Origin of the sequence: Mucilaginibacter sp., from assembly GCF_039207105.1 — a bacterium.
Lineage (GTDB): Bacteria > Bacteroidota > Bacteroidia > Sphingobacteriales > Sphingobacteriaceae > Mucilaginibacter.
Genome location: NZ_JBCECK010000027.1, coordinates 1 through 13,431, shown reverse-complemented (window position 1 = coordinate 13,431; position 13,431 = coordinate 1). Strand labels below are relative to the sequence as shown.

The window sequence follows — 13,431 nt, the reverse complement described above, 5'->3', positions numbered from 1 at the left end:
CACGGCTTTTTGCTTTGTGTGAGGAGCCTTATAATTGCTTACTGACTTGCTTGTCGCTGAATTTGATCCAAAAATACATACTGATCATAATGAGCATGTAAAGTATGATGTTAAAAAGGGTATGATGGTCAATTATTTGATTGGCTTTTCTGTTCCAAAATAAAGCTAATAGAACAAACCTGACGATGTTTAATAACTGGATGATCAAGATACCGGAGATTAAAAAAATTACTTTGTGATATGCTTTTTGTGGGTACGCTATTACAAAGGCCGAAAAGAAACTAATAACTCCTAATCCTAAGCAATCATATGCTAACCTTATAGCGCCCTTGCCTGCTACCAGCAGATCAATGTTGTTATAAATGACATCGAAACCAAGCCAACTTAATACCCTTGCACTTCCAGATAGCAAAAGCCAGCGGGTACCCTGTATATAATTTAAGTGTAAATCCAGAAATGCGATGTAATGATTCCCTTGGCTTGCCAGGCCCAGAAAAATAACATGGAAATAATAAAATATGAAGAAGAGTACGATGAATTTGATCGCGAATTTGAGTGGTAAACTTGATTGGTTAAGGTTCTGCTTTTGTTTGTTTTTTATAAGTTCATCAATTTTTATATCTACTACAAGCCTAAACCAAAATGATTGTAAAAAATGAAATATTACGCCGATACGGCCTTCCAATATTCCTAATTGAAATATCATACGGTGTACAAAGTAAAGTGCCGGCCTAACGTAGCGTGGTAATTGCCACCATAATCGTTTAAGCCATGCTGTACGTTCATCCGGCGATCCAAACAGTTTGGGTTTCAAGGTTTGCTGCCGGCTGTTTTGCATTCGTTCAACCTCTTCCTGCGCCAATAGGTCACTATAGCGATTATGTTTATCTATCCAGAAACGAATATTATTTTCCTTTAGATTCTCTTCTATAATATGTCCTTGTTTCCAGATAATGGTTTTGCCGGGAACAATAAAGCGATGATCCATATTCTCATTCAGGTCGGAGTACCCCTCGCTATACCGGAACATTTTAAGCAAATAAAAGGGATAATAGCCACCATATTTAATCCATCGTCCCTTGAAAAAATTTTTACGATTGAAGTATATGCCATCAATGTTCAAGTGATCTTCATTCTTGAAATTAAGCAGCAATTCTTTTAATTCGGGTGTAACTATTTGGTCTGCATCCAAACAAACAACCCAAGGTGTTTGGATATTGAAGTTTTTAAGTGCAAAATCCCATTGTTTAGGATGGTTTTCAAAAGCATGCTGTTGCATAAAGGCGCCGGCTTGCTGGGCTATTTGGACGGTTTGGTCAGTGCTTCCTGAGTCAAGAATAAAAACAGGCGAATTTAAATCCTTAATAGACTCCAACAGCCGTGGCAAATGCTGCTCTTCATTGTAACTAAGTATGATGAATGAATAAGCTGGGATCATTAATTTGAAAGGATGATTTTGTTGTATAGATCCTTGTATTTTTTGACTAAATTTTGGTTGCCAAAATCACGGGCTATAGCCTGAGGAGCATTCTGCCTGATGTAGGTGAACTTATCTGATTGGCCTGCTATCTGATTAATGGCCTGGGCAACTGAAGCTTCGTTGGTTTTGCATGTCCACCCTAACTGGTTTTGAATCACATAATCGGCCAGGCCAACACCCTCGCTAACCAATACAGGAGTACCCACAGCCAAGCTTTCAATAACAACGTTACCAAAATTCTCGTCGTAAGATGGAAGTATGAACAAATCATGCTGCCTCAATACATCAAATTTATTTTCCTGGATGAAACCGACCCAGGTTATTTTATCAGAGATCCTTTTTTTGTCGGCCAAAATCTGCAGCGATTTTATATAATCCCGATTACCATCACCGGCAATGGTCAGACTGAAAGGTATATTAACCAATGCAAGGGCGTTAATCAGTATATCAAGACCTTTTTTTTCTTCTATTCTTGAAAAAAAAATCAATTTAAGCGTTGGCGAAGGAAGACCGCTTTCTGATAACGGAATAACCGGCAGTTTTACAAAATTGGAAATAGTAGATATACTTTTAGGAGAAATGAGGTGGGCAATAGTGTCATCTTCTCTTTTTGATGTAGTGTGAATATGGCACCGTTTTAATATAGGTTTTCCTAAAAAACGATGTATAATTGCTTTGATACCTGTATTTCTATTGCTAAACGAATAAGAGCTTAACGTACCTCTTGGAGAAACTAAAACAGGCACTCTGCATATAAGGGCAATTAAACAAGATAATATCGATACCAGATTCCACCAGGCGTGGATATGAACCAAATCATAAGTCTTTGCATTTTTCCAAACCGCTTTTAATAATAAAGGTGAAAAGTGGCTATGATCTTTCGTGATACGCTTAAAGTAACTTACTTCAATACCATCTACCAACATAGAGGTGTTGGGCTGCACCTCAAGTTCATGCTGGCCATTGGCGGTTGTAGTAAATACACTGATACTTATACCTGTCTGTGCTAATTGTTCGCTAAGCATCGATACAGACATGGTTGGCCCGCCATAAATAAACGCTGGTTTATAAGAAGCCGATATTTGGAGGATTTTCAAATTTGTTTTAATGTGTGTGATGTACCTTCTCTACTTTATTGAAAACAAAACACCATCTGTTAATCAATCAGCCTTTTAATAACAATTGTAATTTAATAGTATAGTCAGTTGCATTAAAATACTTTAAACATAGCTCCTGAAGGTTTTTTCGTTTGGGTATCGTTAATGGGCATGCTAAACATTCAGTTATACCCTGATGTAATTCAATGGGGTTATCTGTATCGATGGCCTTACCCAATTCACCGTTGCGTATAGCATCAACGCTGCCATCGGTGTTGCCACAAATAACTGGCAGACCGCAGGCCAGTGCTTCGATGAATACGATACCAAAGCCTTCCTTTTTGCTGGGAAGTACAAATAGATCGGCCAGTAAAAAATGATCGGCCAGTTCAGCTTCTTCTATAAAGCCGGTCAGAATTACCTGTCCGCTTACCTGGTGTTCTGAAATCAGTTTATTGATACGTACTTCTTCTAATGTATCATACTTTCCAGACAGGATGTATTTAATATCGGGATATTGATCTTTTAATTTGCTAATGGTATTAATAACCAGTTCATAACCTTTATATTTTTCGGTTGCGGCCATTCGGGTTAGTGTAAATATGACCGGATTACTATTATCAAGACCATACCGATCAATCAAATGTTGAGGCTTGTTAAAAGCAGCTGGTAATCGCATAAACGGATCGATCACGTTGTTGAGTACCACACAAATTTCCTGATTAATACCATGACGGTTGACTATCTCTTGCTGGGTATAGTTACTTACGCAAAGTATTTTATTGCAGCGTTTGAGTAGTTGTTTCTTTATAAAAGATAGTGGTCGCCAAATTTCAATACCATGAGCAACTACCCAGACTTCACATTTAGGATTAATAAATTTAATTAATAAACCAATGATGGAGAGATTGATATGACTTAATATAACGATGTTGGGTTTACTATGGAGAGCTTTCCAGGCGAAGCTTATTTTGTTGACATCAAATCCTTTAAAATTTTTTGCAGGCAAATATTGTGGCATCAGATCGTCAGGCTTATCGTAAGCAGACCAGAGTTCAAAGTCCCAGTTATTAGCTTGAGCAACGTGATATAGGGAATATCCTAAAGTACGGGTCATTTTTTGGATACCGCCCGTTGTACTAAAAGTTTGTAAAGTAAATAATATAACTTTTTTACACATGTGGCTGTATCTGGTAAAGTGCAAAAGCTTTTGACCAGTGAATTTTGTTATTGTTGAATTTTATAATTGTATTTTTTGCCAGTTTTCCACGATATGATTCACTGTAATTTATTTCATGATGTGCCATCATCCATTCTTGCAAGGGAAAAGTAAAGCCCATTTTGGGCCGGTTCCAGATAGCAGTTGGCAATAAATTTTTAAAGCTTTCAATTAACAGCTTTTTAGGTAAATGTTTGCTAAACCTTATTTTACTGTCAATATTGTTTACCAATCTTGTAAAATCCTCATATAAAAAAGGTACCCTAACTTCAAGACCATGGCTCATGCTCATGACATCGGTATCTCTGAGTAATTGATTTTGCATATACAGGTTGGTTTCTAACCAGGATGCATGTTCATGGTCGTATTGATTTAGGCCAGGTAAACTATCTGTGTCAAAAAGCGTATTATGAACATCTTTGGTATCGGTATTAACCAATTGCGCAATATCTTCAGATGAAAATAACCCTCTTAAAAGGAGCTGATCGGCCAGGTAGTGATCGTTTATAGAAAAAGTAAGCTTCTTATACCGATCAGGGAATAGTTTCATCAAGGCAGAAAATAATGAAGGGTGAATTTTACGGAGATAACGGAGATACTTAATTCTGCCAAAGGAAGGATATCCACCAAAAAACTCATCAGCTCCAATACCCGATAATACAGCTTTTAAACCATCATCATGCGCACATTTGCTGATAAACCAGCTATTAATACCATCGGTAGTTGGCATATCCATAGCCTTCATTATTTGGGGAAATGCTACGTCAAAATCCTCTTGCTTTATCAGGTGCGAAAAGCTCTCTACCTGAACTTTATCAAGAATTATACGCTGATAAGATTGTTCGTTGTAATTCTGCTCGTTGAAGAATATAGATATGGTTTTAAGATTTTCTTTTTTTTGCTGATCTGCGAGCAGGGTGAGCAGGCTTGAATCGATACCGCCACTTAAAAATACGCCTATGGGGGCATCGGCTATCAGTTGGTGTTTTATTCCTTGAACAAGTACGTCATTTATTAGCTTGCAAGCTTCATTAATATCAGTAATTTTTTCCTGAAAAGGAATATTATGGTAGGCATTGATAGTATAGGCAGATGTATTGATGTTCCAGCACAGATAATGACCTTTGGAGAGGCTTAAAACATTTTTGAGTGTAGTATAGGGTTCAGGGATATGTCCAAATGCCAAGAGCCTTACAGGCCAGTGACGGTCTGTTTGTGATGTTATACCAGCTGCTATAAAAGCTCTTACTTCAGAAGCAAAACTCAATGATTGGTTTTGCACAAAGTAATACAAAGGTTTTACACCTGCAGTATCACGAACCAGATAAACGAGACTTTTAGTGCTATCATATAAAGTGAAAGCAAACATTCCGCTGAATTTTGAAAAAGCTTTGGTGCCCCAATATGAGTAAGCTAATAAGATAACCTCAGTATCCGTATTTGACTTGAATCCGACTCCTAATTGTTGTAATTCGGATTTTAATTCGAGGTAATTATAAATTTCTCCGTTAAAGGTTATCCAAACTTTTTGAGTATGATCACACATAGGTTGGTGGCCGTTACTACTGAGGTCAATAATAGAGAGCCGACGATGACCAAGGCCAATATGATTTTTTTCGTCTATCATGACGCCTTCATCATCGGGCCCACCATGTTGCTGCGCATAGCACATGATTTTTACTTTGTCCCGGATATCCTCAGGTTGTAGTTGCCTGTCAATGATTCCTGCTATTCTGCACATTGTTTATATATTTCCACAGCTTCGCCTGGTAAGTTACATGTTGCTATTTGTAACTTACTGTTTGGTAGTTGGTTGCATTGTTGGTGCAATGCTAATTATTTTAAGCCGGTTTATAAATAACCCGTGTTTATTACATTTAAAAGCGCTTGATATAAGAAGCTGCAACATGCACAATGATAGAACACCCGAGGCTTTCCAACCTCAATATCAATTGTTTTTGCGATTGGCGCGATATAACTTCTCCCGTCATACCCTTTAAAGGGCCAGCTTTAATAATAATTCTTTCACCCGGATGAAGACTTTCTTCTGTAATTTCCAAATCGAATGAACTTGACATAAGTAGTTTCAGTTCATTAATCTGCCGGTCGGGCATGGCTGCCGGTTTACCCGAAAAATATAAGAATCGTGATATTCCCTTGGTCATTAGCACTTCTGATTGCTCATGTTCGGCAATATTTACAAATACGTATGATTTGATAAAAGGCTCCTCTACCCATTTTTTTCTATCGCTCCATTGCTTTAACTGCTTGTGCAACGGAAGGTAAGTTATAAAGCCCTTGTTGGTTAAAGCTTCAAAAGCCTTTTTCTCGGCACGCGCATTTGTATATACCGGATACCACTTTGTTGTTGTTGAAGTTGTTGATCTCAAGTTCATTAAAATACTTATTTAAACCAGCGTCTGATATCCCACCATTTATTTTTGTTCTCATCCAGATAATATCCTGAACTTTCATATCCGCTATAATCTGAGTAGTAATAATAATGCGAACCAGAATTTTCACCCGTAAATTTGGTCGTGTAATATCTGGAATGCAATAGTTCTTCTTCAAAGGCATTCAATACAATAACTGTATTATCCAGGTTATATTCCTGGGCAATTCGCTGTGGTATGGAAGCCGCGTAAAATTTTGATTTTCCAGACCGCAGTACAAACACGTTAATATCACTCATCCTGATTAATGGAATAGCATCTGATACCAGACCAATTGGTGCGGTATCAATCATTACAATATCGTATTTTAATCTTAGTTGATTAATCAGTGTGCTCATCCTTGCACTGTGCAATAATTCAGAAGGGTTGGGTGGTACCGGCCCTGAAACTATAAAATCAAGATTTTGATGTTCTGAATGTAAAATGATATCATCCATCTCTAATTGATGGGCTAAATAATTACTCAAGCCCTTATCATTCGAAACATGGAAAGTTTTATGGATGCGTGACCGTCTGAGATCGGCGCCGATCAAAATCACTTTTTTATCAATCAACGAAAGCGTACTCGACAGGTTAATGGCTACAAATGATTTACCTTCGCCGGCTACTTCTGAAGTAATACAAATTACCTTATTTTGCTTATCGGATGCCAAAAAACTCAGGTTAGTACGAACAGATCTTACAGATTCGGCAAATATGGATTTGGGTTTGAGCAAAGCCAAAATTTCCCGGTTGTCTTCGTCAAAGGGCTCTTTGAATTTTCTGATTACGCCTAATATGGGTATAGTTGTAAGACTTTCAATGGTTTCCTTATCATAAATGTAAGGATTGAGTATCCGTACTACCATAATGAGCCCCAAGCCAATTGCTAATCCGAAAATTATAGCTGTTCGGTGCATATTGTGTTCGTCAGGCGATACTGCGGTCATATTTGGCTGGGCCAGTTCAACAATGGTTGCACCGGGCAATATGCCAGCCCTGCTTATTTGGGCCTCAAGTTTTTTCTCTGACAGAAAAGAATAAACTTTATCATTGATCTCAAAATCACGCTGCAGGCTAATCAAATCGCGCTGAGCCACGGGTAAGGCCATTATAGTTTGGTTTACCTGGCTAAGCTGACTATCCATGAAGCTTATTTTTTTTTCAATACTGGCACGTATACTTTTAATGCTATTTAATGCTGTCAATTTAATTTGCAGGAGCTGTTGATTGATATCTTGTACTGGTTGAGAACCCGGATTATAGGTTTTTAGCAACGCACGACGTTCTTGTATAAGGTTATCCAGCTTAGTTACCAATAATTGGAGAGACACATTTTCTTCTCCGGCAGTTGTGAAGTTGAAATTTAAATTATCTTTTTCCCGGGTGATCTGCTCTTTAAGCTGATCAAACGCTATAAGCTGTATTTTTAAAAGTGATTTATTGGATTCAATTTCTGCCGCTTTACTAACAGATGTGGTTGATGCAGCGCTTACATCAATTATTTTTGATTTTTGTTTGTATTTTTCAATGGAGTTTTCGGAGCCTTTAACCTCTGTTGACAAAAATGAGAGTTGACTATCAATAAAATCAATCATTTGAGATGCCGATTGCGCTTTTTGATTGCGGTCAAAAATAATGTACTCCTTTAGTATATTATTTAATGCATCAGAAGCAAATTGTGGATTTGAGTCAGTTTCCTGTAATCCAATGATATTAGAATTTTTAATAGTTTCTCCAGCTCTCAGACCGGCTCTTACACGGTCTACAAAATCTTCAGGGATATTAAATTTAAACAAATATATTGTGTTTTTATTCAATGTACCCGGGTACTTTATAGTAAAAGTAGTAGGCCCAATGCTTATGGGGCTATCATAGTTATGTATACTTTGAATTTCTTTGTTCGCAATTTTATAAGATAATTCAAATGATTTTCTGTTTACAGGCTTAAAGCTTATTTGATCATGATAAAAATTTAAGCTATCAAACCTGATTAATTCAATATTTAAAGGTTTTGTAGGATAAATTTCGGAGGTGCGCACCCGCCCCATAATGTAAAAGCTTATGCGATAATCCAGATTTTTTATGGCACTAAGTATAAGAGCCCTGCTTTGTAATACTGTAGTAATGCTTTGTATTTTTGATGGCCCCCGGTCCGGAACGCTTATTGCTGAAATGACGTCTGATATTTCTGATTTTTTTTCCTCAATCTTTAAGGTTCCGGATGAGGAATATGTTTTTGGTGTATACCATATATAAGTATAGGAAATAATTAGTGTTAAGGTAACGGATGCTGCAATCCAATACCAGCGGCTTAGCAATATTTTACCGATTTTAAAATAATCGATTTCCTGGTTAGGCAGTTTCCGTTGAATTTTTTCTGTTCCTTCCATTAACGATGTAAAAGCGTAATAATTAAAGCTGTGTGTAGTAAACCAACCCCGTTTGAATAATAGCAACAAGATTTTTCCTGGTTCTATTAAGTATATCACGCTTGTGTTGAACTATATCAATCGTATCGCCATTTTGCAAAATGGCAAGCTTAGTGTAGGCAAGTTGAATATTATTAATTAAAACTATTTGCATGTTTACTGTTTGAAACCATTTACCTTATAAAGGATAGTTAAGATACTTTTACGGTAAAAGGCTGTAATATGTTTTATTTGGGGGATAATTGGCGCGTTTGTGAATAGTTTATCTGGTACGCTATTACACAGTATTTTAACCAAAACCCCTGTTATCAGTAAACTTGATCTCCATGATTTTTTGCTCAAAAACATCGGCAGGTACCAGTGCCTTTGATTTAATTCGTATTTGATAGGTATATACGGTGCTTACGCTGTAATCTAATATTTTGGCAATTATCTCAAGGTCACTTATGCCTAAACGCATTAGTGCAAATATCCTGAGTGTTGCATTTAATGTTTCTCCGGATTTTGGCCAAATTTGATCTTCAGGTTTTAATAGCTTATTAAAGATAATAATGAAATTAGGGAACATTGTTAAAAAAACGGTGTCAAGTGTGTTATATAGCTGCTCTTTCTCCTGTTTAATGCGAATATTATTTAAAATTTCATCCGCTTCATTATATTTCCCGAGCTTAATATTACGCTGTGTTTTGCGCTTTACTTTATCCAGTGTTTCGATGTATGAAGAACAAGTTTTAAAAAACAGTCCGATAAGCTCTTCCTTAATTTTTGATGATTCCCAAAGTTTTTCATTTACTGTTTTCAATTCTTCGTTTTTCCCTTTTATCTCCAACTCATTGGCTTGGATCTTTAATAACTGTTTCCGATAAATGACAAGGAGAAAAAACAACAAAACGGCAACAATCATAAAAATCAGAATGCCGATCAAAAGCTTGTCTTTTTCATGTTGTTTTTCATCAATCAACTTACTCGCAACAAGCGGCAGTATGGATTCAATTTGCACAGCACGGTTTCTGGCACCGTAAAACTTAGCATTTTTTGCAGCTTCCTGCATAAAAATATATGCATCAGATGTTTTATTCAGTTTAAACAATTCCTGGGCAAGTAAAAATATAGCCAGTGTTTCCTTTGTTGAAGATCGAATGTCATTGATAGCAGCAAGCGCAAGAAAAAGTATCTTGTTTTGCCCTGTGTAGGAATAACTGATATGGGTGGCTACCATAGCCACAGTATGTTCAGGCATTTTGCGCTGAATGATCAGGTTATAGAAAAACTGGGGTGTTAGATTTTTATTTCTCTGCGATTCCGGAAGAAAAGCAAGATTAATGGTTTTTTCAAAATCATTTGGAGGCGTCGTAATTTCAGCATTTTTAAAATCATTTTCCGACTTTTTGTAATACAGCTTTGAAAAATAGGCGTCATTATCGTACTCACCTATTCCACCATTTAATCGTGCTCTTAATACCAGGTAATCAGTTTTATGTGCCTTGGATAAACTATTGGTGTCAATATTCTCTATAACGTCAAACCCCTCTTTATAAAATCCTGAATTCAAAAAAGTTACTCCCAATCGAAGCTCGCTCTGGATCAGCTTTTCCTTTTGTTTATACTTTATAGAAAGATCGACCATCTTTTTAACGTAAACGAATGCCGAATCAAATTTGAAAGAATGATATTCGTCAGATATTTTAGAACAAAGGTCGAATTGGATATCAAAATCTTCTTTGTTAGTATGAAGCAAACTATATCGCAACAAGTTTATCTGTTTTTGCTTTTTGAGATCATAAAAATTTTCCCTTGCCAGTTCAGATTTTAAAACTTTTAGAAGACTGTCAGATTTTATCTCTTGTGAATAGCCATAAAAACTTGTAAGCAAAAAAGTACTAATAAAAAGCATTTTAATTATCATAGATCGGATGTTAAAATAGGGCTGCACGGATTAAATAATATGGACAATATTTAGCCACATTTTGCTGCCGAATTTAATTTATTCATTTGGAAGAATTACAACTGCAATTTATCGCCAGGTAGAAGTTTGAGGGAAATATTGTAGTGCCTGAAAGGGACGGATACTCATATAAATACAATATGGCTGTCGGAATCAGACTTAAAGTATTGAAAAGTAGTTAGATTTTTTAGCTTTTTTTTGATGGTAATATTTTCATTATCAATGGTATAGATTTTTATTTTTTTAGATTTTTATTTCTCAATGGCGTTACTGCTAAGTAACGAGCCTAAATCATGGTTTACTTTGACCCGCCAATTTAACGAGCCACAATGTGCATCTATTACCAAATAATCGGCCAGCGATGAATGGTAAACAACTGAGTTTATAAACCAATTAACCAAATAACTATGCAAGTGAAAATTTTACGATTATTAAGTTGCCTTGCCTTATCATTTTGTTTTGTGTTGCCTGTTCAGGCGCAAAATAAAATAATCACAGGTAAAGTAACAGAGTCAGAAACAGGCGAGCCACTGCCTGGTGTAACTATTACGGTCAAGGGATTAACTATTGGTACCAATACCGATACCAAGGGTAATTTTAAACTTTCGGTTCCCGGGTCTGCAAATACCCTGGTAATTTCTTTTCTGGGCTATAAACGTCAGGAAGTGAGTGTATCTGATGGCGCGGTATTAAATATAAAGCTGGAAACTGATCAGAAATCCCTGAAAGAAGTAGTAGTAGTAAGTGTGGGTTACGGAACCCTTGACAAGAAAGAGGTTTCCAGCGCCATTTCCCATGTATCATCTAAAGAGTTGCTTTCGGTTGGAAGCAATAACCCTTTAATGTCGTTACAAGGTAAAGTACCCGGATTAACAATTTCCAACACATCAGCTGCCGACCCAAATTCAACACCAAGTGTTCAGTTACGTGGAGTTTCGTCCCGTAACGCGGGTTTAGGGCCTTTGTATGTAATTAACAATGTACCCGGTGGTAATATTGATAACATCAATCAAAACGATATCGAATCAATTGATGTGCTAAAAGGTGGTGCTGCATCGGCCATTTATGGTACCCGTGGTAGTAACGGCGTTATTATCATTACTACTAAAAAGGGAACTTCGCAATCAAGCATATTTTACGATGGTTATAGTAGCTTTGATTATATCACCAATAAATTGCAGGTACTTTCAAAAGATGACTTTATCAAAAACAGAGTTAATAACAAACAGGGACAGGATTACGGCGGTAATACAGATTGGCTAAAATCGGTAAGTAATTCACCATCATTTGGTCAAAAGCATACCCTTCAATTTTCGGGTGGTTCAGGCAAAACTAACTTTTTTGCATCTGCTGATTACCGTAGTGCCGAAGGTGTAGACCTAAGAGCAAGTAAAAAAGAATACGGCGCCAGAGTTAATGTAAACCACACCTCGGCAGATGATATTTTCACTGTGAGCTTGAATGTTGCCCCACGATATGCCAATACAAATACCGCCGACTACAGCGGTTTTAATAATGCATTAACGCTTAACCCTACACTACCTATTTACAACAGCGCGGGGCAGTACAATTTTATAAATACTGGTTTTTTTTCGAATAACCCGGTTGAAAATGCTAAAGTAAACCAGGCACAACAGGAAATTAAAGAGCTGGATATGAATGGTACCTTTAAAGTGAATATTTTAAAAAACCTACATACCGCCGTTACAGTTTCAGAAGTAAGTTCTTCTTTTAAAAACCTAAACTTTAATCCTTCTACACGGAGCACTATCATACATTCAAATCCTGTTAATAAAACAAATTATGCGTCACAAGAACAGGTTGAAAATGATGTGAAAAACTTAGAATGGACAGCCAACTATTTTACAAGTTTTGGTAAGCATGATATTAAGTTGTTAGGAGGGTATTCATACGCCTTATATGACTATCAGCGCTTTAAAGCCAGTAATTATGATTTTCCATTCGACTCTTTTTTATGGAACAACTTAGGATCCGGTGCTTACAATGGTGGCGATAAAGGCAACGGGCAAAGTGCCGTAGAATCAACCAGGAATGGATCTACTCTCATTGCTTTCTTTGGTAGGGTAAATTATACGTATGATAATAAATATATAATAACAGGAAGTTTAAGACGTGAAGGTTCTTCAAAATTTGGCCCGAATAACAAATGGGGTAATTTCCCTGCGGCATCGGCAGCCTGGAGGATCTCTGAAGAAAGCTTTTTGAAAGAAAAGATATCCTGGCTAAATGATTTGAAATTAAGAGCAGATTACGGTGTAACCGGTAATCAGGATTTTGATAATTATAAGTCATTACTTTTATATGGCGGCGCCGGTTATTTTCCATTTGATGGAACAACGTACCAGGTATATGGGCCATCGCAAAATGTTAACCCTAATTTGAGATGGGAAAAAGCCATCAACTTTAACGTAGGGCTTGATTTTGATTTGTTCAATAACAGAATTTCAGGATCTTTAAATTATTATATCCGTACTAACAAAGATCTGTTGGGTAATTATAATGTACCCGTACCTCCAAACCCTCAATCACAAACCTATGCTAATGTGGGGACCTTGAAAAATTCGGGTATTGAAATACAATTGAATGCAAGTGCAGTTAAAGGGCCTAAGTTTAAGTATGATATTTCTTTCGCAGCCGCATTAAACAATAATAAGTTTGTTTCTTTCTCTAATGATATTTATAAAGGCGCGCCTTATATTGATTTAGTAGGTTTGCCGGCACCTGGCAGCCCGGGTAATATTCAGCGTCTTCAGGAAGGTGAAAGGATCGGGGAATTTTATGGCTATAAATCTGCCGGAGTTGATA

At 36.8% G+C, this 13,431-nt stretch carries 8 protein-coding genes; 1 reads left to right on the top strand and 7 read right to left on the bottom strand.

All coding sequences use genetic code 11. The features are described 5' to 3' along the window. Positions 1–28 precede the first annotated feature (28 nt). The 7 genes from xrtY to AAGC65_RS08015 all read right to left on the bottom strand — a co-directional run bounded on the left by xrtY (position 29) and on the right by AAGC65_RS08015 (position 10,566). The gene (gene xrtY / locus AAGC65_RS08045; protein ID WP_343111919.1) at positions 29–1,438 is read right to left on the bottom strand and encodes an exosortase Y; all 1,410 of its coding nucleotides are present in this window, start codon (positions 1,436–1,438) and stop codon (positions 29–31) included. Next, positions 1,438–2,577 (bottom strand): XrtY-associated glycosyltransferase XYAG1, encoded by a 1,140-nt coding sequence (locus tag AAGC65_RS08040; protein ID WP_343111918.1) that lies wholly within the window; start codon positions 2,575–2,577, stop codon positions 1,438–1,440. Before AAGC65_RS08040 ends, xrtY begins: the two co-directional genes overlap by 1 nt. A gap of 67 nt (positions 2,578–2,644) precedes the next feature. Beyond that, positions 2,645–3,757, bottom strand: coding sequence for a glycosyltransferase family 4 protein (locus tag AAGC65_RS08035; protein ID WP_343111917.1), 1,113 nt, complete (start codon positions 3,755–3,757; stop codon positions 2,645–2,647). Further along, positions 3,750–5,537, bottom strand: coding sequence for an asparagine synthase (glutamine-hydrolyzing) (gene asnB, locus AAGC65_RS08030; protein WP_343111916.1), 1,788 nt, complete (start codon positions 5,535–5,537; stop codon positions 3,750–3,752). The genes AAGC65_RS08035 and asnB overlap by 8 nt, the downstream gene beginning before the upstream one ends. Positions 5,538–5,673: 136 nt before the next feature. After that, positions 5,674–6,192, bottom strand: coding sequence for a UpxY family transcription antiterminator (locus AAGC65_RS08025; protein WP_343111915.1), 519 nt, complete (start codon positions 6,190–6,192; stop codon positions 5,674–5,676). An 8-nt stretch (positions 6,193–6,200) separates the two neighbouring features. After that, positions 6,201–8,621 (bottom strand): polysaccharide biosynthesis tyrosine autokinase, encoded by a 2,421-nt coding sequence (locus AAGC65_RS08020; RefSeq protein WP_343111914.1) that lies wholly within the window; start codon positions 8,619–8,621, stop codon positions 6,201–6,203. A 328-nt stretch (positions 8,622–8,949) separates the two neighbouring features. Beyond that, positions 8,950–10,566: a DUF6377 domain-containing protein gene (locus AAGC65_RS08015; protein ID WP_343111913.1), complete on the bottom strand. Its 1,617-nt coding sequence runs from the start codon at positions 10,564–10,566 to the stop codon at positions 8,950–8,952. 446 nt (positions 10,567–11,012) lie between these two features. Here AAGC65_RS08015 and AAGC65_RS08010 point away from each other — a divergent pair. Then, positions 11,013–13,431, top strand: a 2,419-nt coding sequence (locus AAGC65_RS08010; protein WP_343111912.1) for a SusC/RagA family TonB-linked outer membrane protein, incomplete at its 3' end; no start/stop codon positions are given.